This window comes from Siminovitchia sp. FSL W7-1587, from assembly GCF_037963795.1.
GTDB classification, from domain to species: Bacteria; Bacillota; Bacilli; order Bacillales; family Bacillaceae_C; genus Siminovitchia; species Siminovitchia thermophila.
In genome coordinates this window covers 755,642-781,966 of sequence record NZ_CP150169.1, presented here as the reverse complement: position 1 = coordinate 781,966, position 26,325 = coordinate 755,642, and the positions used below count along the sequence as shown (strand labels likewise).

Below are 26,325 nucleotides of genomic sequence, written 5' to 3'. Positions count from 1 at the left end.
CCAGCAACCGAACCCGTTAAAGACAGACCCTTTCCTTAAAAATCAATATCATGTCCGCTTTTTTCGGGCACGTTTGTCTGCTGCCTTGGATCTCAATTGGGCTTCTATATCCTCGTGATCGGCTAATTCTTGCGAGAATTCGATATCCTGCCCGTCACTTTTTTCATTTTTCGGCACCTGCGGAAGTTTTTGCTTGTTTTTGTCCCGCTGGTTTTGGTTATGTGCACGTCCCATCATGAACTCCCCTTTCGTTATTTGCAGGTTTGGCCCGCCTTTATATTATGTGTAGCCGCCGCTTTTTCACCGGTTTTCATTCATTATTTTCGTTCTTTTTCAACATATCCGCCAGCCCGGTCGGCTCGTTTAAATTCTCGTTGATAAAGGACTTCCTGGGTCGCAGAAAGTTTATTTTTCGATTTGAACTCTTTGCCTTTTTTCAATGCCCCTGCACCTCCAGTCATTTGGTAATCATTTTTGCCTTCATTCATTGGCTTCATACAAAAATAGATATGGATATTTATCCACTTGAATGGGCAGCTAGATTCGACCTCAAACTTAAAAGAACAATTGCCAGTAAAAGCCCGGTTAGGTCAGATCAATAAAAAGGAAAACTTCCGCAGCGACACACCACATGCCCCGAAGTCTTTTCGATGTGCAGAATGTACGGGTTGAGACAAGGGAAGCTTTGACAGCAATGTCAGCGCGAAAAATGCCACTGGCGGAGACTGCCAATAAAAAGTCTTTCGCTGATGGAAGTTTCACTTTATGTTAAAATACATATAGCTTATGGAACGAGGGTGAAAAAATATGCCCATTATTACTAAAATCTCTACCCAAAAGCAAAAAGGGGCGCGGTACAATATTTTCCTCGACGAACAGTATGCTTTCAGCGTCGATGAAGATGTACTAATTCGTTTTCAGTTAAAAAAAGGAAAGCAGATAACGGACTTGGAGATCACACAAATTCAACACGCAGATGAAATCAGAAAAGCTTTTCATGTGGCTTTGCGCTTTTTGTCTTTTCGCATGCGGTCGGAACAGGAAATACGGAGCCACCTTCAGAAAAAGGAGTGGGATGATTCGATTATTGATGCCGTTTTACATCAATTAAGACAGGAAAAATTGACGGATGATCTGGAATTTGCCAAAGCTTATGTACGGACGGCCATGAACATGGGGAGAAAAGGGCCTGCTGTCATCCAACAAGAACTGTTAAAAAAAGGGATCAAAGAACCCGTACTCGAAGCGGCAATGGAGGAATATACACGAGACCAGCAAATAGCAAACGCGATTGTGTTGGGCAATAAATTCGCCAAACAACACCATAAACTGTCTGAACGAATGCGAAAGCAAAAAGTAGAGTATGCATTGTCAACCAAAGGTTTTCCTTTTGAGATCATCAACGAAGCCATGAATAAGATTGCTATTGAAAAAGATGAAGATGAAGAGTGGGAAGCGATCGTAAGAGAAGGCGACAAAGCGAAAAGGAGATTCAGCAAATTTTCCGGTTACGAATATAAACAAAGAATGAAACAGGCTTTGTATCGGAAAGGGTTTGCAATGGATTTGATTATCCGTTATGTAGAAAAAGATGCGGAGGATGCCGAAAATGGAGAATGAAAAAAGATATAGCCAAATGACAGAAGCTGAGCTGAAAGCCGAAATAGCGAAAGTGAAGGAAGAAGCTCGTAAAGCGGAGCAAATGGGGATGGTGAACCAATTTGCCGTTTTGGAACGCAAAGCGGTGATGGCAAAAGCGTACTTATTGGACCCAGCCGACTTTAAACCAGGCACTATATATGGCATAGACGGCGATCCCGGAAGCTATTTTAAAATTGACTATTTGAACGGTGTATTTGCATGGGGGTATCGTTTGGGAGGATCCGGCAAAGAAGAAGCCCTGCCAATATCTTTGTTGAAGTAAAGGGCACAGCGTAGTCCGCTGTGCTCATTTATTTATCTTTTGTATCTTTTGACGGCATCTTTTTCGGTGATGATCATCTGCTGTGTTTGTTCAGTTTCGCCGTTCACTTGGGAATCACTATGTTTCGGCCTATACCAGCCTCTGTTGAAAGGTGTCAGATTTCGGTTTAAATGAGTAAGGTCTTTTTTTCGCAAATAAAACACCCCTAATAGTTTCGACTTTCATCCCTTGCTCCGGACTCCCTCATTCTTGCTTGCGGGGTCGTATTGATCGTTCCGTCCGCCCGCTTTGAAGCATATATTGCTTTAGCACGGGGGTTTAAATCCAACTGATTTTTGTTTTCATATGGAAAGTGTTTTGCTTTGTTGCGCAATGAATATTCACCTCCCAACAGCGCGGACATCCATCCGCTTATCGGTAGTATGGCTTGGGGACTAAGAAAAAATACGGACCCGATTGGGCCCGATCTTGCTGTTGGAAGAAAATTCATACTTATGTGTGGGCGTTTTGCGGGACGAGCCATAACGAAAGGAAAGAAAAGGAAATGAGGAGCCATAAAAAAACACAGTGCCTAACACTGTGTGCTTAATCGGTAACAACCTGTAGTTTTTTTCTCAGCTTTTCTTCGCTGTACACCCAACCGGTATAAGATGTGATCAATTCTAAGTCCTCGTCAAGCTTGACGATGGCAACAAATGGATAATGTCCATTACTGCGATACCGGAGATCAATAAAACGCACTTCGGTATACTGATTGTATTCTTTTATCTCCCAGCGATAAACCGGTGAAAATGATAGAAAGGCTGAAATATTTTTGTCTTGTAAGGCCGCTTTTATAACAGGTGTGTCCGGAACGGGAATCCGTTTAAATTTGTCAAAAATTGTAATCGACCGCCTGTAGGCTCTCCCTACGTAATAATAGTCTTTGGCAGTGACGGCAATTCTCCATTGGTTAAAGTACATTGTAGATGCAATAATGATTCTTTCAGCATCCGGAACTGTTTTTAACACAGCGGACTTGACCATTTGCTGCATGACAAAACGCAGAATATAATATAGGAAAATGATCCCATACATAATAAGGAATGTATATCCGGGAGGCGCACCGAGCAGCCATATTAGAATGCCGGCCACGTGCAGGCCAAAAATATAAGGGTCAAACGTATTGATCATCCCAAGGGCAACCCACTTTGAGGAAAAAGGTCGCAATGCCTGTGTACCGTATGCATTGAAAATATCCACAAACACATGCATAAACACGGCGACGAGTGACCAAATCCACAAGTGCAGCCAATTTGTTTCCGGGAAAAAGAAGTAAACGAAAGCGGCTACGACCACCGACCAAATAAAAATGGCGGGGATCGAGTGGGTAATGCCTCTATGGTTACGGATATACACCGCATTATTCCGGAGCTTTAAAAGTGTATCTATGTCAGGAATTTGCGAGCCGATAATTGCAGCAACGAGCACGCTCTGAGTATTTACAGTAGATTGTGCCACAACTGGATCAAGTGTGGCTAGCCCGCCGATTGCAAATCCCATCACAACATGGGTAGCTGTGTCCAATCTAGGTCCTCCTTCGTGAAGGGATTCTTTCTTTGTCAATCATATTCTTTTTAAAATTAAAAAGCAATAGGCGCAGTATGATTGTCATTATACTATTCCCTAAAAAAAGCAGGAATAATCATGAATAAAGGGGTTTGAAGATGGCTTTAACCGAAAGAATAAACATGCCCAAAGTAGAAGAATTTCAACAAGATCTTATTAGTTGGTTTGAAGCGGAACAACGGGATCTTCCGTGGAGAAAAGACAATGACCCTTACAAAGTATGGGTTTCGGAAATCATGCTGCAACAGACGAGGGTAGAAACTGTCATTCCCTACTTTCAGCGTTTTTTGGAAAAATTTCCGACGATTGAATCGTTCGCGGAAGCGGACGAAGAATCTATTCTTAAAATATGGGAAGGTCTTGGATATTATTCCCGTGTCAGAAATTTGCACTCAGCGATAAAAGAAGTGGTTGCAAATTACGGGGGAAAAGTTCCGGATCAAAAAGAAGAAATTTTAAAATTAAAAGGAGTCGGTCCATACACCGCAGGTGCGGTATTAAGCATTGCTTATGGAATACCTGAACCAGCGGTAGACGGAAATGTGATGCGGGTATTATCCAGAATTTTATTGATTACGGAGGATATTGCTGCCCCCGCTTCACGCAAAACGTTTGAGGCATGTGCTCGAGCATTGATGTTTGAGCCGAATCCTTCTTACTTTAATCAAGCGTTAATGGAGCTAGGGGCCCTTGTCTGTACGCCGACATCACCTGCATGTCTTTTATGTCCGGTGCAAAAGCATTGTTCCGCTTTTGAAAAAGGAGTCCAGGATCAACTTCCTGTTAAGACCCGCAAAAAAAATACAAGACACGATGAATTGGTGGCAATTGTTTTACAAAATGAGAAAGGAGAATTCCTGATTCGCAAAAGGCCTGGGAAGGGGCTTTTAGCTAATTTATGGGAATTCCCCAATATTGAAACGCGCCCTATACTGGAGCCATATGAAACGCTTCAAGACTTTTTGATGACGAAGTACTCGGTTGATGCAGAGGTTACTCCTGAGTCTTTTACGATGGTTCACCATGTGTTTACCCATTTAAGATGGACGATTTCCGCTTTTTCCGGAAAAGTGGTAAATGGCAGACTGGAGGAGGATGAGCGGATACGATTTGTCACGGAGGAGGAAATGGGAGAGTTGGCGTTTCCTGTTTCCCACCAAAAAATTTGGCAGGCTTATAAAAGCCATGTAAAATACGAAAGAGAAAACGAAAGGTAGGATTTAGATGAGTAATAAAGTAGCACTCGTTACAGGTAGCAGCAGGGGAGTTGGGAAAGCTGCCGCCATTGCTTTGGCTGAAAAAGGTTACGACATAGTAGTAAATTATGCGCGGAGCAAAAAAGCCGCCCTCGAAACGGTTGAAGAGATTGAAAAGCTGGGAAGAAAGGCGTTGCTCGCGCGGGCGAATGTCGGAGATGTTGACAAAATAAAAGCGATGTTTGAAAAGATTTCGGAAGAGTTTGGACGCCTGGATGTATTGATCAATAACGCGGCATCCGGCGTTTTGCGTCCGGCAATGGAGCTTGAAGAATCCCACTGGGATTGGACAATGAATATTAACAGTAAAGCACTGCTTTTTTGTGCCCAAGAATCCGCAAAGTTAATGGAAAAAAATGGTGGAGGAAAAATTGTCAGCCTAAGTTCGTTGGGCTCCATTCGATATTTAGAAAATTATACAACAGTCGGAGTATCAAAAGCCGCCGTTGAAGCATTGACACGCTATTTGGCGGTGGAGCTTTCCCCGAAAAATATTATTGTGAATGCCGTATCCGGGGGGGCTATTGATACGGATGCATTGACACATTTCCCGAATCGCGAGGAGTTGTTGGAAGACGCCCGAAAAAATACACCTGCAGGACGCATGGTCGAAATTGATGATATCGTCAAAACGATCATGTTTCTCGTTTCAGATGATGCGTCCATGATCAGGGGCCAGACAATTATCGTTGATGGAGGCCGCTCTATCCTCGTTTAAAATACTTATCCAAATTTGGTACGTGTATGGCGGATTGGTTTTTATTTTTGCCAAAAAAATTGGATAACAACTTACACCTCTGGTTACATTAAGAAACGTGGAGGTGAGAATGATGGCTAAAAGAAACCAATCTGAAACAAACGTTCAAAAAGTAAGGCAGCAAAACGCACAATCTGCGGGCGCTCAAGGCCAATTTGGCACTGAGTTTGCGAGCGAAACAAACGTGCAAAAGGTAAAACAACAAAACGCACAATCAGCTGGTGCCCAACAACAAGGCCAATTTGGCGCTGAGTTCGCCAGCGAAACTGATGCACAACAAGTAAGACAGAAAAACCAACGTGCTGAGGCACGCAAAGGCCAAAACGCCGGACAGTAACGCATATATGTAAGTGAGCGGCTGCTTTTCACATGAAGAGCAGCCGCTCATTTTTTGTATCATTTTTCTATGCTGTGCTGGGAGGCGCCGATTGAGCCTGCGCCGAACAGGACATTGAAGTTCAGGCGAAACGTTAGGACGTCGCCGAGTGGGCCTGCGCCGAATAGGACATTGAAGTTCGGGCGAAGCGACAGGACTTGTCGACGATTGAGACTGCCCCCGTACAGGAGGTCCAAGCAAGTGCCGGCTCTAGAGTAAGGAAAAATCGTCAGCATATCAGCGGGCGAGTAAAAGCGCGAATTGAATATGTGGTGAGGAAGACCGCGGTCAGCGGTTCAAGTTAAGCAGTAGGAAAGAAAGCAGTACATCCAAAGATGCTGTTTATGATGGTAAGTCGGCAGCTTTGCGCGGAAAGTAGAAAAGCCGTTTTTTGGAAAATTTTTGTTGTCTGGTACGCGACTCGCGCTCTTTTTAAGAAGCCCTTCAGTTTTAAAAATGTGCTTAAACCGTTATAATAGTATCGGATAGTTTATCGTATTATATGTAAAAGGCATTTTTTAATATGAGGCGCGTGGTGTGAGACGCTCCTATTACGGTGCGCTCTTTTTTATTTAGAAAGTAGGGGAGACGATGGATATTCCCGCGGAAGGATCAAATATTCAAATACAAAGCTATAAACACAACGGCAGCCTACATAGGATTTGGGCCGAAACTAAAGTGTTAAAGGCGACAAATCATATGGTGATCGGCGGAAACGACCGAACACTCGTAACGGAAGCGGATGGCAGGACTTGGATGACACGTGAACCTGCAATCTGTTACTTTCATTCTGACTTGTGGTTTAACATTATTTCGATGATCAGAGATGACGGTATTTACCACTATTGCAACCTCGGCTCGCCATTTGTGTATGACCGGGAAGCATTAAAATATATTGACTATGACTTGGATATAAAAGTATTTCCTGACATGACTTTTACCCTTTTGGACGAAGACGAGTATGAACACAACCGAAAGTTGATGGGATATCCGGATGTAATCGATCATATCTTGAAAAAAAATGTGGATAAGCTTGTACGCTGGATCAGGCAGGGGAAGGGGCCCTTTTCCGCTGACTTTATTGATATTTGGTATGATCGCTATTTAACATATTTAAGTTAATCCCTGTTGGCGTTTCTCGGCAGGCTTTATTTATTGTTGGCAAAAAGAAGCTGACATCAGAAATTAGGGCATTTGCCCTTCTTTGGGGGGAGTCGCATGGGGATCATTAAAAGGTATTTGGCTTTCGTAAAGCCGTATCGTTGGAAAATTATTGGAACACTTTTTATAGGAATTATTAAATTCGCGATACCGCTGTTAATTCCTTTTTTAATGAAGTATGTGATAGATGATATCATTACTGCCAATCATTTGAGTGCCGATGAAAAAACATCCACATTGTTTATCACGATGGCCGTTATGATGTTCATATTTGTTATTATAAGGCCGCCTGTTGAGTATTACAGGCAATATTTTGCGCAATGGACCGCGAGCAAAATATTGTATGATATCCGCGATCGGCTGTTCACGCACATTCAAAAGCTGAGTTTTAAGTTTTATTCAAACACTCGTTCCGGAGAAGTGATTTCCAGGGTCATTAATGATGTCGAAGCAACAAAGGACTTTGTGATTACCGGGTTGATGAACTTGTGGCTGGATGCGGCTACAGTCCTTATCGCGATCGCCATTATGTTTACACTTGACGTACCTCTCACAATTGTATCGCTTGCCGTATTCCCGCTTTATATGTTATCGGTACGCTATTTCTTTGGAAATTTACGGAGATTGACAAGGGAGCGTTCCCAAGCGTTGGCCGAGGTCCAAAGTTATCTGCACGAACGGGTCCAAGGGATGCCTGTTATTAAAAGTTTTGCAATTGAAGACCATGAACAAACCCAATTCGATAAAAATAATACAAACTTTTTGCAAAAAGCGCTGAATCATACGAGCTGGACGGCAAAAGCGTTTGCTGTTGTCAATACAATTACGGATATTGCCCCGCTCATTGTCATCGCCTATGCCGGGTACCAGGTCATTCATGGAAATCTCTCGATCGGTACGATGGTTGCCTTTATGGGATATGTAGAACGATTGTATAATCCGCTTCGCCGGTTAATGAACTCTTCTACTACACTTACCCAATCGATTGCGTCGATGGATCGTGTTTTCGAGTTAGCCGATGTCAAATATGATATTGCTGATGAACCGGGTGCGGTGGAAGTAGGAGAAGTCCGGGGCAATATTCGTTTTGATGATGTTTCTTTTTCCTATAGTGAAAAGGAAAAGCTCGTGCTTCGAGACATTAACTTAGATGTAAAGGAAGGGGAAACGATTGCGCTTGTTGGAATGAGTGGAGGAGGAAAATCATCCCTTGTCAGTTTGATTCCGCGTTTTTATGATGTAACGAAAGGGAAAGTCTTGCTGGATGGAATAGACATCCGAACCTTGAAAGTACGCAGCTTGCGCGATAAAATCGGAGTTGTTTTACAGGACAATATTTTATTCAGCGACTCGGTCAAAACAAATATTTTGCTCGGAAAGCCTGACAGCACCGAGGAAGAGGTGATCAGAGCGGCCAAAGCCGCCAATGCACACGATTTTATCATGGATTTGCCCAATGGGTACGAGACGACTGTCGGAGAACGCGGCGTGAAATTGTCCGGTGGACAAAAACAAAGGATTGCCATCGCAAGGGTTTTCTTAAAAAATCCGCCTATACTTATATTGGATGAGGCAACATCGGCTCTTGACCTGGAAAGTGAACATTTAATCCAGGAAGCCCTTGATGAATTGGCGAAAAATAGAACGACGTTTGTCATTGCGCACAGACTATCAACGATTACACATGCCGACCGGATTGTATTGATTGAGCATGGAAGAATTGTTGAAGTGGGAACGCATGAAGAGCTTATGAAAAGGCAAGGGCATTACTACTCCCTTTTCCAAGTACAGCAGTTGGCATGAAAAAGCCGGAGGAAGAGAACCTCCGGTTTTTTTATGTGTATCATTTTGTTTATGAGATCCAGCATGAACTGGTAGTACCACCCTCCGCTTGTAAACACCCGATTCAATAGAAAAAAGCTTCGACTGCGACACATCGCATTGTTTTTCAAGGATATCGGTCACAAAGATGTATAAAGGATGAGGAGCTTCGATGCATGTTACCCACGTAGAAAAAAGTGTGGGATGTTGCTGTCTGAGCTTGCCAATATGACGCTTTCGATCTTAGCCTTTGCTTCTGGAGGTCCGCAAGACTCAGGGGCACCACATTGTGCGGCACCCTTTGCATGATCCACCCCCTTTAGGCCAACCACTGCTGCCCGAAGTTTTATTTAAATTCATGAACTGCATTATTTGATTCATATAAATTATGAAGGTAATGTCACCTGGGTTTCGTCTTCATGGAATGTTTGAGAAGTTCGGATCAACTTTTCCAGTTGCTCCAATTGTTCTTCATATTCAATAATCGCGGTCAGCACCCGCATTAAATGGTAAGGCTGAAATTCATCTTCTATATTATCTCTGCGAATTTCGGCTAAATAGGCATCCCGCAGCTGGTCCCTGCTCGATTCGCCATAATGAACATCATCAAGCTCTGCTTCCGGTTTGACCCGTCCGATAAACTTCAAGAGCAACTGGTCATGATAGCTCATTAAGAGATCAAGCCTTTCCCGTGTTTCCACTTGAAGCGTTTCGGGAAGCTGGAGTAGGATATTCTCATATTTATGCTGGAGTTTCAAGATGTCATAGCTCTTTTGTGTCACTTGGATCATTTGCCTGTAGAGGACAAGTTTGCGGAGTTTGGCATAATCTGTTTTTTTAAAATAACTCCGTTCTTCTTCATACATGGAATACAGCTGATTTACTTTCGTTAATCTCTTTTTGATTGTTTCAATATCTTCTTTTAAAAGCTCGTCTTCGGAGGCGAATCTCGTCGTAAGTCTAAGCCACTTTAATATGTCTTCCGTTACTTCCGAAATGCTTTGAAAAAGTCTTGTTTCATATTTGGGGGGAAGGAAGATCAAGTTGACGACAAAAGCACTTAAAATACCAATAAAAATTGAAAATGTACGTAAAGAAGCATAGTACAGGAATTCATCAACCGGTGCTTCCATAATGGCAATAATCGTAACGAGCGCCAGCCTAATCGAATTCTCCAGCTTCAACTTTAACATGATTCCGATCGCTACGATCGCAGCCAGTCCGATGATCAGCAAATGATTCCCAAACAGCAGGGTAAAGGCGATGGCCAGTAAAGCACCAATAATATTTCCTTGTATTTGCTCCACAACTGATAAGTACGAACGATAAATGGTCGGCTGGATTGCAAATATAGCTGCTATTCCTGCAAACAGAATTGGTTGCAAATTAAGAAGCTGAGCGATATAAAGTGATAACGTAATGGCTATTCCCGTTTTTAACATGCGGGCACCAAGCTTCATATTCAATAGTTCCTTTCTGTTAGGAAAATCGCTATTACGAGCGTTTCCTTCATTTCAATTTTTTAAAAGCATTTTCCACATAGGAAATGGTATCCATTATATCCTATGCGAGTGGCTTATTTGTATGGCTTCCCGAGGCAGAAGTTTGAAGAAGTTGACACATGTTTTTTCTGCCTGTTCATCATATATCTCTTTTTCGCGGGTGTGCGCCTTTCAGACGATCGCCGGTTTTTCTGCCTGAAATCCTATCTTCAAGGAGGCGCCAAGTCCTTACTTATATCCACCTCTTTTGAGGAATTTCCAAACAAGCAATTCTGTTGAAAGAATGGAAGCGGGTTTCCGGCGATTGCCCCCGAGCAGAACCAAGGAAGCGACACCTTTTATTGTTTTTCCCGCCATAACCACCGACCGGCAAGTCCGTGCCGATCATTTTTCCCGTGGCAGCCAAATCTTCGTTTTGGACACCATCCATACATAAAGGGAAGAGAGATCACCTCATTATAAATCACGAGTGCTTCATGATCATGTGCTATTTCATTTACTTTTTCAAGAAATCCGTTTTTAGAATCACCAATCCATAGCTTCCAGCCATCATCTGAAATCAAAACAGCTGGCTATTTTCACTGCTCAGGCTTCATGGCATGTTCAACTCCTCAATATGATTGAACAGTAATGATCATAACTCCTCGGAGGAGGCATGCTAAAATTGTTAAGAACCTGACCCTTCCACAACGAGTGCGAGATCAAAATGACCATGATAACTTAAAGCTCATGCTTCCGGATTGTGGACATAACTGCTTTTTGTTCCCAAGCTTTGTCCAGTGAAGGAGTCATTTTTCAGCATTTGTGCAAAGTTCACTTCAAACAACACTCCTGTTTCGTCGCTAACCTTGGCAACATGAGGATGGGAAAGGGCGGTAATGTATATGGCTCCTAAGTAATCAATCTCCATTATATAGGCTCCGTAATCGGCAGGCGTACCGCACTCTACTGTTTTAAAAGCGCGGGAAAGGCTGTTTCATCCTCCCGTGATTAGTGCTTCTTTATGTAAAATTGATACCCTCAGAAGTAAAATCCTTCATATATTTTAGTATGCAAGTGATCTTCACGCAATGATTTTGATGATTCTTCAACGGGCGTCATAGCAATAAATAATCGAACGTAAGATGAAAGACAAGGGTTAAAGGAGTTGATGGGGATGTGGTACGTTTTATTTTTAGGAGTTGTCATTTGTATATTGATGGCTCTTAGAATGCTATTTTTCCCCACAAGGTTCAAATTCAAAGAAGTGTCTTTTGAAAATTTCATTTTTCTGGCAATCACATATGCCGTTATCATGGTCGGCTTCGGAATGCTTTACCTCCTTCTGGAATTGAAAGGTTATCGGATTCTTTATGATGCCGCAGCTTCTTCTGCCCCACAATCATTTTTTTCCCGGCTGGGAACCTCCATCTATTTAAGTGCCGTCACCCTTTTTTCCGTAGGCTTTGGGGATGTCGCTCCCATTGGTATCGGCCGCTTCCTTGTCATCATTGAAGCACTCCTTGGTTATACGATTCCGGCTGCCTTCGTTGTTCGTACCTTTGTTGATTTTGATCCTGCCTCTCGGGGTAAAAATTAGAATAATTGTATTTGTCTTTAATTTTGTGTAGGCTTATAAGAGATGATCATGACAGGAGGCGATTTTATGACAGTAAAAGAAATGGAAATGGCTCCGGATTTTTCATTGCTTGCAAGCAATGGGAAGGAAGTTAGCTTATCTGATTTTAAAGGGAAAAACGTCGTTTTATATTTTTATCCTAAAGATATGACACCTGGATGTACAACGCAGGCATGTGACTTCAGAGATATGCATGAAGACTTCGCAACGCTTGATGCAGTCATTTTGGGAGTCAGCCCCGATCCGTTGGACAAGCATGAAAAGTTTATTGAAAAGCATGGCTTGCCATTTTTGCTTCTCGTCGATGACAACCACGAAGTGGCGGAAAAGTATGGTGTCTGGAAGTTGAAAAAGAACTTTGGCAAGGAATATATGGGAATTGAGCGTTCAACTTTTATCATCGATAAAGAGGGCAGGATCGCCAAGGAATGGAGAAAAGTAAAGGTTAAGGGGCACGTGGAAGAAGCCCTGCAGTACATCAAAGATCATTTATCGTAAATGTATTTGCCCATTTTTCGATTTTATACGGCTTTTGTCCATTCAAGTTAAGTTCAAATACATAAAGTAACATTACAGGGCATACCTCCTCAGTAAAAATTCATTTTGGACTGCAGTAGCAGTCCTTTTTTGTTGTTTCCAGCACTTAAAAACCAATCTGCTTTCATTGGTTTCCGATTACCAGGACATGAAACAGCTTAAAAAAGAGTATACTTATAGTGAAAACAATGATAATCATTGACAAAACGTCATATCAATTAGTACACTAATTATAAGGATTATAAAAAGAGAATCAATTTCTTATAAGAAAAGAGGTGCATGGCGATGTCAGAACACCAGTTAAAAGAGGCAATTGATACGTTGAAAAAAACAGGGGTCCGGATTACACCTCAACGTCATGCGATTTTAGAATACCTGATTCAGTCAATGTCTCATCCGACTGCTGACGATATTTATAAATCTCTTGAAAGTAAATTTCCAAATATGAGTGTTGCTACTGTTTATAACAATTTGCGGGTTTTCAAGGAAGTCGGGCTCGTTAAAGAACTTACTTATGGTGATGCATCCAGCCGCTTTGACTTTGTAACAACGGATCATTACCATATCATATGTGAAAAATGCGAAAAAATTGTTGATTTCCATTATCCCGGTCTTGATGAAGTAGAACAGCTTGCTGCACATGTAACGGGTTTTGAAGTTGGGACCCATCGAATGGAAATTTACGGAGTCTGTCCCGAGTGCCAAAATCGACAAAACCACTAAAAAGATCGCCGTATAAAAGCAGGCGATCTTTTTCATTTATTTATTTCTTTTTCGATTATAATTTTCATCGAACTCTTTTCCTTCAAGTTCAGGGTCAAGTGTGAGCGGCTCACGGCAATGCATGCACATATCTACCCGTCCAAGAACCTTTGTCGCTTTATCGCAATTTGGGCATATTACCTGAACAGCTTTTGTGGAAAGCATTCCAATCCAGAAATAGACCACTGTACTACCAATAATGGCCAATAAGCCCAACAACATAAATAATGTCATGAGGATCGGCTGCTTTTGAAAGAAAATGCCTACATACATAATGATGAATCCGATAAAAATTAAACTTAACGCAAAACTGCGGATTTTGTTTATTTTACTTGAATATTTTTTTGCCATATTACCAGCCCTCCCAAAAATACACTATACCATAAAAAAGGCCTAGCAAAGTGTATATAATTGAAAAAAGCAGGAAAATCACATCAAATCGTCGAAACAATTACGAAATCAATTTTTATTTGGAGGAATGATAATGGAGGATATCCTGCGGCCATTATTTGAACAATATGCTTCCAAATCCACCACATTAGGAATAATAATGATTGAAAAAGAAGACAGATTATTGACGGCCATGGATATGTTTGATGTAATAGTGATAGTCGTTGAAGTCTGGCAGGATAAGCTGGAAGTAATTAAGCACTACAACTTCCAGGAAAAGAAAATTGCTTTTTACATTATTGATGAAAAGCGGCTACAAGAATGGACGCTGCCCGGTTCACAGCTAAAGTTGATAGATATATGGCATGAAGGGCATATATTATTTGACCGTGACCGTTATATGGAGTGCTTGAAAAATGATTTGCACAGCTTAATGACGAAAAAGCGAAAACTAACGATTGGGCTGGAATTTGCCGAATTAATCAAAAGCTTTACAGAAGGAAAAAGTTTTTTCAAGAAAGATCAATTTTTTCATGCTTTTCATCATGCGGTATATGCGCTTTATCGACTGGGAAAGATAGCTGTTATAGAGAGCGGGCTGTTACCGGATTCGGCCGTTTGGAGACAGATCAAGCAAATTGAACCAGAAATTTTAAAGTTGTATGAGGAGCTGGTTCTTGGGAACGAATCGATTGATAAAAGGCTAGAGCTGTTATATTTGGCAAGTGAATTTTTAATATACTCGAAAACTCCTTTAGGAACAGAACACTTATTGGGAGTTATGCAAGAGAAGCCTCTCTGGAGATTTGAAGAAATTGTCCAACATCCCCAAACAAAACACTACGGAGCAAACTTAAGCATTCTGTTTGACTACTTAATTGAAAGAAGTGTTATTGTCCCGGTCCAAGTGGAAACGGACTTAAAGGGGATCTATGAACGCTGTTATCAAACTGGATAGATGTTTTTTAAAATTTGTTGTTGACATAAAAAACGTTGTTTGATATATTAGTAGTCGTCGCTGATAAACAGCCGACAAAAAACGAATTAAAAAACATGTTGACATAATGATGTTCAATATGTTAATATATAAAAGTCGCCTATAAAGCGGCAAGCGAAAGTTTGATCTTTGAAAACTGAACGAAACGAAACGTCAATCAATAATTGATTAGTCAGCTTTAATTATGAGCTAACCAAACTTTTACATGAGAGTTTGATCCTGGCTCAGGACGAACGCTGGCGGCGTGCCTAATACATGCAAGTCGAGCGGACAAAAGAGGAGCTTGCTCCTTTTTAGTCAGCGGCGGACGGGTGAGTAACACGTGGGCAACCTGCCTGTAAGACTGGGATAACTCCGGGAAACCGGGGCTAATACCGGATAATTTCTTTTTCCGCATGGAGAAAGGATAAAAGACGGCTCTGCTGTCACTTACAGATGGGCCCGCGGCGCATTAGCTAGTTGGTGGGGTAACGGCCTACCAAGGCAACGATGCGTAGCCGACCTGAGAGGGTGATCGGCCACACTGGGACTGAGACACGGCCCAGACTCCTACGGGAGGCAGCAGTAGGGAATCTTCCGCAATGGACGCAAGTCTGACGGAGCAACGCCGCGTGAGTGATGAAGGTCTTCGGATCGTAAAACTCTGTTATCAGGGAAGAACCCGCATCGGAGTAACTGCCGATGCGTTGACGGTACCTGACCAGAAAGCCACGGCTAACTACGTGCCAGCAGCCGCGGTAATACGTAGGTGGCAAGCGTTGTCCGGAATTATTGGGCGTAAAGCGCGCGCAGGCGGCTTCTTAAGTCTGATGTGAAAGCCCACGGCTCAACCGTGGAGGGTCATTGGAAACTGGGAGGCTTGAGTGCAGAAGAGGAGAGCGGAATTCCACGTGTAGCGGTGAAATGCGTAGAGATGTGGAGGAACACCAGTGGCGAAGGCGGCTCTCTGGTCTGTAACTGACGCTGAGGCGCGAAAGCGTGGGTAGCGAACAGGATTAGATACCCTGGTAGTCCACGCCGTAAACGATGAGTGCTAAGTGTTAGGGGGTTTCCGCCCCTTAGTGCTGCAGCAAACGCATTAAGCACTCCGCCTGGGGAGTACGGCCGCAAGGCTGAAACTCAAAGGAATTGACGGGGGCCCGCACAAGCGGTGGAGCATGTGGTTTAATTCGAAGCAACGCGAAGAACCTTACCAGGTCTTGACATCCCGATGCCCGCTTTAGAGATAAAGTTTTCCCTTCGGGGACATCGGTGACAGGTGGTGCATGGTTGTCGTCAGCTCGTGTCGTGAGATGTTGGGTTAAGTCCCGCAACGAGCGCAACCCTTGATCTTAGTTGCCAGCATTAAGTTGGGCACTCTAAGGTGACTGCCGGTGACAAACCGGAGGAAGGTGGGGATGACGTCAAATCATCATGCCCCTTATGACCTGGGCTACACACGTGCTACAATGGATGGTACAAAGGGCCGCGAGACCGCGAGGTGGAGCGAATCCCATAAAACCATTCTCAGTTCGGATTGCAGGCTGCAACTCGCCTGCATGAAGCCGGAATCGCTAGTAATCGCGGATCAGCATGCCGCGGTGAATACGTTCCCGGGCCTTGTACACACCGCCCGTCACACCACGAGAGTTTGTAACACCCGAAGTCGGTGGGGTAACCATTTGGAGCCAGCCGCCGAAGGTGGGACAGATGATTGGGGTGAAGTCGTAACAAGGTAGCCGTATCGGAAGGTGCGGCTGGATCACCTCCTTTCTAAGGATAATTGAAATGTGGAGGCGACTGCTCGGCAGGAGCCGCAACTGGACATTTCCAATAGATACGAATTGACGCTTTCGTTTCGTTTAGTTTTGAGAGGTCAAACAACTCTCAAAACATGTGCTCACTTGCGGCACAGCGTGTTCGAGGAACTTCACCTCGTCGCAAAGCTGCATGAAGCATAGGCGCTGATCAATCACATGACGTGATGGAAGTCAGCAGCTTCGTTCTTTGAAAACCGGATAACATGAGAAGAAACAAACCGAGAATCGTTCACTTTATGGATGATCCATTATGGAGCAACCATAAGAAGTGTAAAACCTTTAGGTTAGGCGAAAAGAAGCAAGCAGTTCGAAAAAACGAGCGTTGCTTATTTTTGAGCAAAAACCAAAGGGCAACGAGAAGCGAGAAGATCAAGGAAGCGACCGAATGAGCACCAGAGCGCACTACGAGTGCGTGATGACGTGAATGAGGGAGCTGACACAGAGATTCGATGCTAATCGTTGACCGAAAAAAGATTAAGTTAATAAGGGCGCACGGTGAATGCCTTGGCACTAGGAGCCGATGAAGGACGGGACGAACACCGATATGCTTCGGGGAGCTGTAAGCAAGCTGATCCGGAGATTTCCGAATGGGGAAACCCACTGCCAGTAATGAGGCAGTATCCATTTCTGAATCCATAGGGAATGGAAGGCATACCCGGGGAACTGAAACATCTAAGTACCCGGAGGAAGAGAAAGAAAAATCGATTCCCCCAGTAGCGGCGAGCGAAACGGGAAGAGCCCAAACCGAAAGGCTTGCCTTTCGGGGTTGTAGGACACTCAAAGTGGAGTGACAAAGGAACGGCGTAGACGAAGCGGCCTGGAAAGGCCGGCCAAAGAAGGTAACAGCCCTGTAGTTGAAACGTCGATCCCTCCCGAGTGGATCCTGAGTACGGCGGGACACGAGAAATCCCGTCGGAATCCGGGAGGACCATCTCCCAAGGCTAAATACTCCCTAGTGACCGATAGTGAACCAGTACCGTGAGGGAAAGGTGAAAAGCACCCCGGGAGGGGAGTGAAATAGAACCTGAAACCGTGTGCCTACAAGTAGTCAGAGCACCGCGTGTGTGATGGCGTGCCTTTTGTAGAATGAACCGGCGAGTTGCGATTTCATGCAAGGTTAAGTTGAAAAGACGGAGCCGCAGCGAAAGCGAGTCTGAATAGGGCGCAAGAGTATGAGGTCGCAGACCCGAAACCAGGTGATCTACCCATGTCCAGGGTGAAGGTCAGGTAACACTGACTGGAGGCCCGAACCCACGTATGTTGAAAAATGCGGGGATGAGGTGTGGGTAGGGGTGAAATTCCAATCGAACCTGGAGATAGCTGGTTCTCTCCGAAATAGCTTTAGGGCTAGCCTCAAGGTGAGAGTATTGGAGGTAGAGCACTGTTTGGACGAGGGGCCCTCATCGGGTTACCGACTTCAGACAAACTCCGAATGCCAAATACTTATCCTTGGGAGTCAGACTGCGAGTGATAAGATCCGTAGTCGAGAGGGAAACAACCCAGACCACCAGCTAAGGTCCCCAAGTATACGTTAAGTGGAAAAGGATGTGGAGTTGCTTAGACAACCAGGATGTTGGCTTAGAAGCAGCCACCATTCAAAGAGTGCGTAATAGCTCACTGGTCGAGTGACTCTGCGCCGAAAATGTACCGGGGCTAAACGTATCACCGAAGCTGTGGATTGCAATAGCAATGGTAGGAGAGCGTTCCAAGCGCGGCGAAGTCGTCTTGAAAGAGGCGGTGGAGTGCTTGGAAGTGAGAATGCCGGTATGAGTAGCGAAAGAAGGGTGAGAATCCCTTCCACCGAAAGCCTAAGGTTTCCTGAGGAAGGCTCGTCCGCTCAGGGTAAGTCGGGACCTAAGCCGAGGCCGAAAGGCGTAGGCGATGGATAACAGGTTGAGATTCCTGTACCGCCTCATTGCCGTTTGAGTGATGGAGGGACGCAGGAGGATAAGGCAAGCGCGCAGCTGGAAAAGCGCGTCCAAGCAGTAAGGCCGGTAAGTAGGCAAATCCGCTTACCGTGTAGGCTGAGCTGTGATGGCGAGGGAAAAAAAGTACCGAAGTTCCTGATTCCACACTGCCGAGAAAAGCTTCTAGCGAGGCAATAGGCGCCCGTACCGCAAACCGACACAGGTAGGCGAGGAGAGAATCCTAAGGTGAGCGAGAGAACTCTCGTTAAGGAACTCGGCAAAATGACCCCGTAACTTCGGGAGAAGGGGTGCTTTTTAGGGTGAATAGCCCTGAGAAGCCGCAGTGAATAGGCCCAGGCGACTGTTTAGCAAAAACACAGGTCTCTGCGAAGCCGCAAGGCGAAGTATAGGGGCTGACGCCTGCCCGGTGCTGGAAGGTTAAGAGGAGAGGTCAGCTTAGGCGAAGCTTCGAATTGAAGCCCCAGTAAACGGCGGCCGTAACTATAACGGTCCTAAGGTAGCGAAATTCCTTGTCGGGTAAGTTCCGACCCGCACGAAAGGCGCAACGATCTGGGCACTGTCTCAACGAGAGACTCGGTGAAATTATAGTACCTGTGAAGATGCAGGTTACCCGCGACAGGACGGAAAGACCCCGTGGAGCTTTACTGTAGCTTGATATTGACTGTCTGTGCAGCTTGTACAGGATAGGTAGGAGCCATGGAAACGGGAGCGCCAGCTTCCGTGGAGGCAACGGTGGGATACTACCCTGGCTGTATGGACCGTCTAACCCGCGACCCTGATCGGGTTGGGAGACAGTGTCAGGCAGGCAGTTTGACTGGGGCGGTCGCCTCCTAAAAGGTAACGGAGGCGCCCAAAGGTTCCCTCAGAATGGTTGGAAATCATTCGCAGAGTGTAAAGGCAGAAGGGAGCTTGACTGCGAGACCTACAAGTCGAGCAGGGACGAAAGTCGGGCTTAGTGATCCGGTGGTTCCGCATGGAAGGGCCATCGCTCAACGGATAAAAGCTACCCCGGGGATAACAGGCTTATCTCCCCCAAGAGTTCACATCGACGGGGAGGTTTGGCACCTCGATGTCGGCTCATCGCATCCTGGGGCTGTAGTCGGTCCCAAGGGTTGGGCTGTTCGCCCATTAAAGCGGTACGCGAGCTGGGTTCAGAACGTCGTGAGACAGTTCGGTCCCTATCCGTCGCGGGCGCAGGAAATTTGAGAGGAGCTGTCCTTAGTACGAGAGGACCGGGATGGACGCACCGCTGGTGTACCAGTTGTCTCGCCAGAGGCATAGCTGGGTAGCTATGTGCGGAAGGGATAAGTGCTGAAAGCATCTAAGCATGAAGCCCCCCTCAAGATGAGATTTCCCATTGTCTGGCTTGCCAGGCAACGTAAGATCCCTGAAAGATGATCAGGTAGATAGGTCCGGTGTGGAAGTGTGGCGACACATGGAGCTGACGGATACTAATCGATCGAGGACTTAATCAAATATAAAAAGCGCAGGACGCTTGTCCATCGCTGCAGCTCACTGGAGCTTCTGGCGGAAAAGTCAATCGACTTTGCCAGAAGAAGCGAAGTGACGCAAAGCGATAGCGTCCGGAGCTGGATTGAACAAAAACGGTTCTCGGACTTCTTCTCATGTATCCCGGTTTTGAGAGAATGAAAAAACTCTTGAAATATACATAAAACCTATTATAATAAAAGATGTCGTTGTTTTTGTCTGGTGGCGATAGCGAAGAGGCAACACCCGTTCCCATCCCGAACACGGAAGTTAAGTTCTTCAGCGCCGATGGTAATGAGGGGCTTCCCCTTGTGAGAGCAGGACGCTGCCGGGCAAAACAATATTATTCCGCAGTAGCTCAGTGGTAGAGCTATCGGCTGTTAACCGATCGGTCGTAGGTTCGAATCCTACCTGCGGAGCCATACGGAGAGCTGTCCGAGCTGGCCGAAGGAGCACGATTGGAAATCGTGTAGGCGGCTACCGCCGTCTCAAGGGTTCAAATCCCTTGCTCTCCGCCATATAAGCTCTTTATATATACGGCCCCTTGGTCAAGCGGTTAAGACACCGCCCTTTCACGGCGGTAACACGGGTTCGAATCCCGTAGGGGTCACCATATTTTATTTTCATTGTCGCGGGGTGGAGCAGTTCGGTAGCTCGTCGGGCTCATAACCCGAAGGTCGCAGGTTCAAATCCTGCCCCCGCAATCAACAGGTCCCGTAGTGTAGCGGTTAACATGCCTGCCTGTCACGCAGGAGATCGCGGGTTCGATTCCCGTCGGGACCGCCATTTTTAATACCATCCACTTGTTGCATAGATACTGATGATGAGCGTTTTTAAAAATTGTCATCGTTTAAATGATATACGGCTCAGTAGCTCAGTCGGTAGAGCAAAGGACTGAAAATCCTTGTGTCGGCGGTTCGATTCCGTCCTGAGCCACCTTCTAAAACTAACTAACCAGATAATTACTTTCTCGGTGGGGTAGCGAAGTGGCTAAACGCGGCGGACTGTAAATCCGCTCCCTCAGGGTTCGGCGGTTCGAATCCGTCCCCCACCACCATGATTAGGGGTATAGTTTAACGGTAGAACAGAGGTCTCCAAAACCTCCAGTGTGGGTTCGATTCCTACTACCCCTGCCAAAGTGGCGGCTATGGCGAAGTGGTTAACGCATCGGATTGTGGCTCCGACACTCGTGGGTTCGATTCCCACTAGTCGCCCCATTTATATTTATAGTATCATTTAACTAACGATGGGCTATAGCCAAGCGGTAAGGCAACGGACTTTGACTCCGTGATTCGTTGGTTCGAATCCAGCTAGCCCAGTATATTGCGGAAGTAGTTCAGTGGTAGAACACCACCTTGCCAAGGTGGGGGTCGCGGGTTCGAACCCCGTCTTCCGCTCCAAAACCTTGGCGGCATAGCCAAGTGGTAAGGCACGGGTCTGCAACACCCTTACCACCGGTTCGAATCCGGTTGCCGCCTCCAATTTTATCACGCCTGAGTGGTGGAACTGGCATACACGTTGGACTCAAAATCCAATGCCCTCACGGGCTTGTGGGTTCGAATCCCACCTCAGGTATTTTTAAGAAAATTAAGGTCAGATAAGTGAGAAAAGGCTCATAAACGTTGATATATCAATGTTTATGAGTTTTTTTTCGTTTTAGGCTCTATACTAAATGTTGGGGTTTCCACACAATTTGCCCGTAAAAAAATACACGCAAACATCCAATTCTTTTATACTTGAATTGACGAGAAAGCAAGAAAAGATTGGAGTTGCGTGCAAGTGAATTTTACCATAACAATCCCGACCTTGAAGATGTATTGATCACAAAAGTGGAAGAAGTGGAAGACCGTATATAGAAATGGATGTTAAGGTCCACAAGTGTCCAAGCTGTGGTGAAAGGACTAAGAAAGTTCATGATTATCGCATTCAAAAGATCAGCATTTGAAGTGTTTTGAACGGTTGACGTCCCTCTTCTACAAATAGCGCCACTATGCCTGTTCGTGCGGGAAGCGGTTTGCGGAGGAATCCTTTTGATCATCGATATCAACGGCTTTCTAACGAATGTAATCGGGCAGTATCCGTTCGGATCGTGCAAGCGAAGACATTTAAGGAAACTGCCCAGCAGTTTGGCGTTTCCATATCAACTGTCATGCGCAGATTTGACAGTTTGGCCGTAAAGGAAATGACAGAGGTTCAAGAACTGCCCAGGGTGATCGCCATCGATGAGTACAAGGGAGATACAAAGGAAGGAAAATATCAATTGATTATTGCCGATGGGGAGACAAAGGATTAATGGATTTTTACAGGAAGGTAGAACAAGATGGTATTCCTGAATTTGAGAAGGCTATCCGTACATTCAAAAACTGGCAGACAGAAGTACTAAACAGCTTTTTACTCAAATGGTTTTTTGGAGAGAATTAATAACCTAACGAAAGTCATGAAGAGGAACGCCTTTGGATTTAGGAACTTCCTAAGGGGAAGAGCAAGAATACTTCTTTTACATAAGTATAAAAAAATTGGAAGTCATGTTGGGTAAAGTGAGATTCTATCTCACCCCACTCCAACATTTGACATAGAACCATTTTAATTAAAAAGAGAAACGTCAGTTTGTATAAAATTGAACGTAAACTTTGCTGCGGACCCCAAGCGAACATAAAATCTCCGGGGGACCCGCACCAAAAAAACCCAGTATAATACGAAAATATATGGTAAAATTGAAAAGAAGATAGGCGAAATATCCCCAAAAACAGGTTATCCTACTAGATTTAGGGAATGATTTTCCTTTTATTAGGAGATTTTCGCTGTCGCACTCTATATGAGTGCGTGGATTGAAATAATTCTGGATGCTCGTCCATAATGTAATCATCCAGGTCGCACTCTATATGAGTGCGTGTTAATGGCACGTCGCATATTCTTTGTTTGTTGTGTGTATATTTCAGTGTCTTGTATTTTGTATTGTAGCTGTCGTAACGATAGAAATAAGAACGCACAAGGACATGTTGTAGTCGCGAAATTCCATTAAGGCCGATCATTTCCTCTTACTCGTGGTTATATGGGATGACACTCTGCATGTTCTTGATCCGCCAGTTGCTGACAGATTGGCTCAATATCATAGCCGGCATTGAACAGGCCTGTTACTTGCTCATTTTTCGATATTTGGAGAGGTACTCCTTTTTCTATCCTCGAACTTTTAAGGGCAAATGGTGACATTCATTCATTTATATGAAAGGGGGATTCTTCATATACTGCTCAACATGTTAACGCTTGTTTACTCGGAGTCTCTCGGTTAGCGATCATGTAAACAATATGAATCCACGCAAATTGTTGCTAGTGTTTGAAAATCGAACTTGGCTTTCTTTATCTAAAGATTGAAGTTTTTGTTTGTCGTAAATATCATATTATTCATAACGAATATCAATTAACTGAAAGAAGAGCTGCGTGTATTCTGTAAATGATCAATGACTAGAATTTTATTCAGATGGTCTTTAATCGGTTTTCTACATGAGCTTTTTTAATGTTAATCAAATGTACTCGTTCTCCAGGACAGCCACTATGGCTCTCCCCCTCACTTGCTCACAAAAACATATTCTCGTTTCTTTCATTAATAAAACTTGAGTTTGCTGCTGATTCATAGAAGGAGAAACGATATCTCGCACTCACTTCCAACCTTTACCGCAAAAGCCGGTTACCGTACTGAAGTTGATGTCTTCGTCACATGGTAACCATCTGTTTTAACTGTTATATGCTGATTGAATTTGCAAAGATTTAATCGGCTTTTTTGTGTTTAAACACTTTTGCATGATTGACATTTTGTTTTTGAGCTTAAACGCATCCATGTGACAAAAGGCTTTGGAATATTGTTTCCAACGTTTTTTTTGGTCAAATGGTTTTGCAAAAAATTGATCACTCAAAATCGTGAATTGGGCAACGGATCATTTTTCTTCTGTTTTCGACATTTTTATACATGTTTTTCGCATTCTTTACATTTTCTTCATCATAGAAAAATAGCGTATTAATAATCCCGAACTATAATCAAAATGAACAAAAAAACACAAATAATAATATTTTTGTGCAAATGTGTGCGAAGGGAGAAAGTCTTTGTTACCTATCGAGAGAAAGATGCGGATCATCGAATATGTCCGGCAGAATCGAACGGCGACGATCGCTGCGCTTGCAAAACAGTTTGGTGTCCACGAAGCAACAATCCGCCGGGATCTGGCTGAAATTGAACGAAATGGCACACTAAAAAGAACGCATGGTGGAGTCATTATGGAACAGTGGACTCAAGAAGAGCCATCTTTTACGGAAAGGACCACTCTGAACTCGGATCAAAAAATGAGAATTGGAAAAATGGCAGCCAGTCTGGTGAAGGATGGGGAAAGCATTATAATCGATTCGGGTACGACTACTTTGCATATTGTCAAACATCTATTACACCGCAATGATATTACAATAGTGACGAATGACATAAATATCGCGGCAGAACTGCGTGATGCCCACCGAGTGAAGGTGATTTTGACTGGTGGAGAACTATATTCGTCCAGTTTTTTTCTGAATGGCATGTTCACGGATCATGTACTGAGGTCATTGCATGTTGAAAAGTCGTTTATTGGAACGCCTGCTTTGCACCCGCAATATGGCTTGATGCATCCTGATGAACGAGTGGTTCCTGCCAAGCAAGGGATGATCAAGGCGGCAAGGGAAATAATTGTGGTTGCTGATCATAGCAAAATCGGGAAACTTTCGCTCCATACGGTAGCTCCAAATAGTTCGATCCACACGCTGATTACTGGGAAGGAAGCGTCAGAGTTTGACCTTCAGCCATTTCGAGATAGTGGCATCACAGTTTATACGGTTTGAGATATCAGTCTGTTAAAGGTGGTGTAGCATGGATTTTAAAAAATGAAAATGGCATAAGTCGCCATACATTTCAATACTTACACTAACTAACGGAACACTTGGAAAAGGTGGCAACAAATAGTTCATTATGCGCTTGCGAGTATGCTGCATAAGGTATCCACTTTTTCGAAAAGATCATTATAAAGGGGCATCATGATGAGAACAAAGCTTTTTACATTAGCATTAGGTTTCGTTGTTTTGGCAGCCGTTTTTTTGACCGGGTGTAATTCATCTAAAGAAGGCAAGTCTGGCAAGGGAGATCCAGTTACTATTGAGTATTGGTATCCAAACGCAGAGACACAAGGAGGAAAAACGGTTACTGAATTAATTAATCAGTTTAATGAATCACAAGATAAAATTGTTGTTAAGGGCGTATATAACCCGGGAATGTACCAAGGCTTAATGCAAAACCTGCAATCCGCGGTCGCTGCGGGCAACTCACCAGCAGTTGTGCAAATTGGCTGGTCTTATCGAGAGTATTTTTCTAACAACTTTCAATATACAGAGCCGCAAACGATCATCGAAAAGTATTTTCCGTATGATAAAGACTATGTAAAAGAAAAGTTCTTAGACAATGTTTTGGAATTAGCTGTTAACAATGATGGTTCCCAAGTAGGATTGCCATATTCGTTAAGTGTTCCAATTCTTTATTTAAATATGGATATTTTAAATGAAGCAGGCATCAAGACAAGCGAATTAAATACATGGGAAGAAGTCGCAAAAGCTTCCGAAAAAATAACGGAAGTCACTGGGAAAAAAGGGCTGTATATAGCTGAGCCTACAGATACTTGGAACGTTCAACAAATGCTGGAAAGTAATGGCGGCAAAACAATTGCCGACGGAAAAGCGGCCTTTGCCAGTGAAGAGGGAGTCGAAACATACAAATTTTATCAAGATTTGATTAAAGGCGGCAGTGCTTTGCATATTGGCATTGACGAAGGCCAGCAGGCATTTGTTTCCGGTGATGTAGGTATGGCTCATTTGACTGTCGCCCAAAGAAAAAATGTGACTGAAAATGGAAACTTTGAAGCGATGGCAGTCCCATCTCCTACATTTGAAGGAAAGGAATTAAAAGTTCCAGCCGGAGGTTCTTTATTGGCCATTACGGCTGAAAAAGAAGAAGAACAAAAAGGGGCATGGGAATTTATGAAATTCTTATATGAACCAGATAGTGTTGCCGCCTGGACACAAGGTACCGGTTATCTTCCAGAAACGACAGACGCAACGGAAAATAAAGAACTGGTGGCTTTAATTGAAGAAGATAATATGATGGCGGCGGCTTATGCGACAATAGAAAATCTTATTCCGTGGGCCCCATTCCCGGGAAATTCAGGACTTGAAGCAGAACAAATGCTGATTGATATGAGAGACCGTATTTTGGGCGGGGGAGATGTGGAAAAGGATTTAAAAGAAACTCAAGAAGCGATTAATAAATTAACAAAATAATAGTGTATGAACTGTAGGAAAATAGGGTAATGATTTTATCCTATTTTCCTATTATT

Annotated in this window: 21 protein-coding genes, 13 tRNA genes, 3 rRNA genes and 1 pseudogene; 30 read left to right on the top strand and 8 right to left on the bottom strand. The window is 44.0% G+C overall.

The annotated features are described in order from the left end of the window. Positions 1-48 precede the first annotated feature (48 nt). Both NST31_RS03810 and NST31_RS03805 read right to left on the bottom strand, forming a co-directional pair. The gene (locus NST31_RS03810; RefSeq protein ID WP_077109544.1) at positions 49-234 is read right to left on the bottom strand and encodes a YfhD family protein; all 186 of its coding nucleotides are present in this window, start codon (positions 232-234) and stop codon (positions 49-51) included. An 83-nt stretch (positions 235-317) separates the two neighbouring features. Next, the gene (locus NST31_RS03805; protein ID WP_077109565.1) at positions 318-440 is read right to left on the bottom strand and encodes a YfhE family protein; all 123 of its coding nucleotides are present in this window, start codon (positions 438-440) and stop codon (positions 318-320) included. Between the two features lie 367 nt (positions 441-807). Here NST31_RS03805 and recX point away from each other — a divergent pair, with 367 nt between their 5' ends. Then, positions 808-1,620: a recombination regulator RecX gene (gene recX, locus NST31_RS03800; protein ID WP_339163947.1), complete on the top strand. Its 813-nt coding sequence runs from the start codon at positions 808-810 to the stop codon at positions 1,618-1,620. Continuing rightward, positions 1,610-1,924 (top strand): YfhH family protein, encoded by a 315-nt coding sequence (locus NST31_RS03795; RefSeq protein ID WP_139345527.1) that lies wholly within the window; start codon positions 1,610-1,612, stop codon positions 1,922-1,924. Before recX ends, NST31_RS03795 begins: the two co-directional genes overlap by 11 nt. 32 nt (positions 1,925-1,956) lie before the next feature. Here the strand turns inward: NST31_RS03795 and NST31_RS03790 are convergent, their stop codons facing one another. The 3 genes from NST31_RS03790 to NST31_RS03780 form a co-directional block, all read right to left on the bottom strand. After that, positions 1,957-2,082 (bottom strand): YpzG family protein, encoded by a 126-nt coding sequence (locus tag NST31_RS03790; protein WP_171973778.1) that lies wholly within the window; start codon positions 2,080-2,082, stop codon positions 1,957-1,959. Positions 2,083-2,129: 47 nt separating this feature from the next. Further along, entirely contained in the window at positions 2,130-2,297 is a 168-nt protein-coding gene (sspK, locus tag NST31_RS03785) for a small, acid-soluble spore protein K (protein ID WP_339163944.1), read from the bottom strand. A gap of 212 nt (positions 2,298-2,509) precedes the next feature. Next, positions 2,510-3,490: a metal-dependent hydrolase gene (locus tag NST31_RS03780; protein ID WP_077109548.1), complete on the bottom strand. Its 981-nt coding sequence runs from the start codon at positions 3,488-3,490 to the stop codon at positions 2,510-2,512. A gap of 140 nt (positions 3,491-3,630) precedes the next feature. Here NST31_RS03780 and mutY point away from each other — a divergent pair, with 140 nt between their 5' ends. The 5 genes from mutY (at position 3,631) to NST31_RS03755 (ending at position 8,885) form a co-directional block, all read left to right on the top strand. Then, positions 3,631-4,749, top strand: coding sequence for an A/G-specific adenine glycosylase (gene mutY / locus NST31_RS03775; protein WP_339163941.1), 1,119 nt, complete (start codon positions 3,631-3,633; stop codon positions 4,747-4,749). 7 nt (positions 4,750-4,756) lie between these two features. Beyond that, positions 4,757-5,506: an enoyl-[acyl-carrier-protein] reductase FabL gene (fabL, locus tag NST31_RS03770; protein ID WP_077109550.1), complete on the top strand. Its 750-nt coding sequence runs from the start codon at positions 4,757-4,759 to the stop codon at positions 5,504-5,506. A 112-nt stretch (positions 5,507-5,618) separates the two neighbouring features. Beyond that, positions 5,619-5,882 (top strand): gamma-type small acid-soluble spore protein, encoded by a 264-nt coding sequence (locus tag NST31_RS03765; protein ID WP_139345529.1) that lies wholly within the window; start codon positions 5,619-5,621, stop codon positions 5,880-5,882. A 630-nt stretch (positions 5,883-6,512) separates the two neighbouring features. Next, positions 6,513-7,043, top strand: a complete 531-nt coding sequence (locus tag NST31_RS03760; protein ID WP_077109552.1) for a DUF402 domain-containing protein — start codon at positions 6,513-6,515, stop codon at positions 7,041-7,043. 96 nt (positions 7,044-7,139) lie between these two features. Further along, positions 7,140-8,885, top strand: coding sequence for an ABC transporter ATP-binding protein (locus NST31_RS03755; RefSeq protein ID WP_339163938.1), 1,746 nt, complete (start codon positions 7,140-7,142; stop codon positions 8,883-8,885). A 404-nt stretch (positions 8,886-9,289) separates the two neighbouring features. On the opposite strand, the gene NST31_RS03750 is transcribed toward NST31_RS03755, so the two are convergent. Continuing rightward, positions 9,290-10,363, bottom strand: a complete 1,074-nt coding sequence (locus NST31_RS03750; protein WP_077109554.1) for an aromatic acid exporter family protein — start codon at positions 10,361-10,363, stop codon at positions 9,290-9,292. A gap of 769 nt (positions 10,364-11,132) precedes the next feature. Beyond that, positions 11,133-11,315, bottom strand: coding sequence for a hypothetical protein (locus NST31_RS03745; protein WP_077109556.1), 183 nt, complete (start codon positions 11,313-11,315; stop codon positions 11,133-11,135). A gap of 246 nt (positions 11,316-11,561) precedes the next feature. On the opposite strand from NST31_RS03745, the gene NST31_RS03740 reads away from it, so the two are divergent. From NST31_RS03740 to perR, 3 genes are all read left to right on the top strand, one after another. Next, positions 11,562-11,984: an ion channel gene (locus tag NST31_RS03740; protein WP_339163934.1), complete on the top strand. Its 423-nt coding sequence runs from the start codon at positions 11,562-11,564 to the stop codon at positions 11,982-11,984. A 66-nt stretch (positions 11,985-12,050) separates the two neighbouring features. After that, positions 12,051-12,521 (top strand): thioredoxin-dependent thiol peroxidase, encoded by a 471-nt coding sequence (gene bcp / locus NST31_RS03735; RefSeq protein WP_077109558.1) that lies wholly within the window; start codon positions 12,051-12,053, stop codon positions 12,519-12,521. Between the two features lie 324 nt (positions 12,522-12,845). Further along, positions 12,846-13,283: a peroxide-responsive transcriptional repressor PerR gene (gene perR / locus NST31_RS03730; protein WP_139345531.1), complete on the top strand. Its 438-nt coding sequence runs from the start codon at positions 12,846-12,848 to the stop codon at positions 13,281-13,283. Positions 13,284-13,319: 36 nt separating this feature from the next. Here perR and NST31_RS03725 read toward each other — a convergent pair whose 3' ends face one another. After that, positions 13,320-13,673, bottom strand: a complete 354-nt coding sequence (locus tag NST31_RS03725; RefSeq protein WP_077109560.1) for a YgzB family protein — start codon at positions 13,671-13,673, stop codon at positions 13,320-13,322. 133 nt (positions 13,674-13,806) lie between these two features. On the opposite strand from NST31_RS03725, the gene NST31_RS03720 reads away from it, so the two are divergent. The 20 genes and pseudogenes from NST31_RS03720 to NST31_RS03625 all read left to right on the top strand — a co-directional run bounded on the left by NST31_RS03720 (position 13,807) and on the right by NST31_RS03625 (position 26,269). Beyond that, a complete protein-coding gene (locus NST31_RS03720) occupies positions 13,807-14,670 on the top strand; it encodes a nucleotidyltransferase-like protein (RefSeq protein WP_077109561.1) in 864 nt (287 codons plus the stop codon). 240 nt (positions 14,671-14,910) lie between these two features. Beyond that, positions 14,911-16,461 (top strand): 16S ribosomal RNA (locus NST31_RS03715). Between the two features lie 519 nt (positions 16,462-16,980). After that, positions 16,981-19,911, top strand: a 23S ribosomal RNA gene (locus NST31_RS03710). A gap of 231 nt (positions 19,912-20,142) precedes the next feature. Then, positions 20,143-20,258: ribosomal RNA gene (rrf, locus tag NST31_RS03705) — 5S ribosomal RNA — on the top strand. Together the 16S, 23S and 5S rRNA genes with 13 tRNA genes alongside form the textbook arrangement of a ribosomal RNA operon. Positions 20,259-20,271: 13 nt before the next feature. After that, positions 20,272-20,346, top strand: a tRNA-Asn gene (locus tag NST31_RS03700). 3 nt (positions 20,347-20,349) lie between these two features. Then, positions 20,350-20,442, top strand: a tRNA-Ser gene (locus NST31_RS03695). A 20-nt stretch (positions 20,443-20,462) separates the two neighbouring features. Further along, positions 20,463-20,537 (top strand) — tRNA-Glu (locus tag NST31_RS03690). A gap of 17 nt (positions 20,538-20,554) precedes the next feature. Then, positions 20,555-20,628: transfer RNA gene (locus tag NST31_RS03685), tRNA-Met, on the top strand. Positions 20,629-20,634: 6 nt separating this feature from the next. Then, positions 20,635-20,710: transfer RNA gene (locus NST31_RS03680), tRNA-Asp, on the top strand. A 77-nt stretch (positions 20,711-20,787) separates the two neighbouring features. Continuing rightward, positions 20,788-20,860 (top strand) — tRNA-Phe (locus NST31_RS03675). 36 nt (positions 20,861-20,896) lie between these two features. Next, a tRNA-Tyr gene (locus tag NST31_RS03670) sits at positions 20,897-20,981 on the top strand. A gap of 5 nt (positions 20,982-20,986) precedes the next feature. Continuing rightward, positions 20,987-21,060 (top strand) — tRNA-Trp (locus NST31_RS03665). 5 nt (positions 21,061-21,065) lie between these two features. Beyond that, a tRNA-His gene (locus NST31_RS03660) sits at positions 21,066-21,141 on the top strand. Between the two features lie 30 nt (positions 21,142-21,171). Further along, positions 21,172-21,243, top strand: a tRNA-Gln gene (locus NST31_RS03655). A 6-nt stretch (positions 21,244-21,249) separates the two neighbouring features. Next, positions 21,250-21,324 (top strand) — tRNA-Gly (locus NST31_RS03650). A gap of 7 nt (positions 21,325-21,331) precedes the next feature. Further along, positions 21,332-21,405, top strand: a tRNA-Cys gene (locus NST31_RS03645). Between the two features lie 10 nt (positions 21,406-21,415). Next, positions 21,416-21,499 (top strand) — tRNA-Leu (locus NST31_RS03640). Positions 21,500-21,693: 194 nt separating this feature from the next. Further along, a pseudogene (locus tag NST31_RS03635) lies at positions 21,694-22,460 on the top strand (transposase). 1,562 nt (positions 22,461-24,022) lie between these two features. Then, positions 24,023-24,784, top strand: coding sequence for a DeoR/GlpR family DNA-binding transcription regulator (locus tag NST31_RS03630; RefSeq protein ID WP_077112119.1), 762 nt, complete (start codon positions 24,023-24,025; stop codon positions 24,782-24,784). Positions 24,785-24,976: 192 nt separating this feature from the next. Further along, positions 24,977-26,269 (top strand): ABC transporter substrate-binding protein, encoded by a 1,293-nt coding sequence (locus tag NST31_RS03625; protein WP_339163929.1) that lies wholly within the window; start codon positions 24,977-24,979, stop codon positions 26,267-26,269. The last annotated feature ends 56 nt before the right edge of the window (positions 26,270-26,325 follow it).

Coding starts and splice junctions, on each gene's coding strand:
- NST31_RS03750 (WP_077109554.1), bottom strand. CDS start 10,363: ATGAAGCTTGGTGCCCGCATGTTAAAAACGGGAATAGCCATTACGTTA.
- NST31_RS03810 (WP_077109544.1), bottom strand. CDS start 234: ATGGGACGTGCACATAACCAAAACCAGCGGGACAAAAACAAGCAAAAA.
- NST31_RS03725 (WP_077109560.1), bottom strand. CDS start 13,673: ATGGCAAAAAAATATTCAAGTAAAATAAACAAAATCCGCAGTTTTGCG.
- bcp (WP_077109558.1), top strand. CDS start 12,051: ATGACAGTAAAAGAAATGGAAATGGCTCCGGATTTTTCATTGCTTGCA.
- mutY (WP_339163941.1), top strand. CDS start 3,631: ATGGCTTTAACCGAAAGAATAAACATGCCCAAAGTAGAAGAATTTCAA.
- NST31_RS03745 (WP_077109556.1), bottom strand. CDS start 11,315: ATGGAGATTGATTACTTAGGAGCCATATACATTACCGCCCTTTCCCAT.
- NST31_RS03740 (WP_339163934.1), top strand. CDS start 11,562: ATGTGGTACGTTTTATTTTTAGGAGTTGTCATTTGTATATTGATGGCT.
- fabL (WP_077109550.1), top strand. CDS start 4,757: ATGAGTAATAAAGTAGCACTCGTTACAGGTAGCAGCAGGGGAGTTGGG.
- NST31_RS03760 (WP_077109552.1), top strand. CDS start 6,513: ATGGATATTCCCGCGGAAGGATCAAATATTCAAATACAAAGCTATAAA.
- NST31_RS03765 (WP_139345529.1), top strand. CDS start 5,619: ATGGCTAAAAGAAACCAATCTGAAACAAACGTTCAAAAAGTAAGGCAG.
- recX (WP_339163947.1), top strand. CDS start 808: ATGCCCATTATTACTAAAATCTCTACCCAAAAGCAAAAAGGGGCGCGG.
- NST31_RS03795 (WP_139345527.1), top strand. CDS start 1,610: ATGGAGAATGAAAAAAGATATAGCCAAATGACAGAAGCTGAGCTGAAA.
- NST31_RS03625 (WP_339163929.1), top strand. CDS start 24,977: ATGATGAGAACAAAGCTTTTTACATTAGCATTAGGTTTCGTTGTTTTG.
- NST31_RS03720 (WP_077109561.1), top strand. CDS start 13,807: ATGGAGGATATCCTGCGGCCATTATTTGAACAATATGCTTCCAAATCC.
- NST31_RS03755 (WP_339163938.1), top strand. CDS start 7,140: ATGGGGATCATTAAAAGGTATTTGGCTTTCGTAAAGCCGTATCGTTGG.
- perR (WP_139345531.1), top strand. CDS start 12,846: ATGTCAGAACACCAGTTAAAAGAGGCAATTGATACGTTGAAAAAAACA.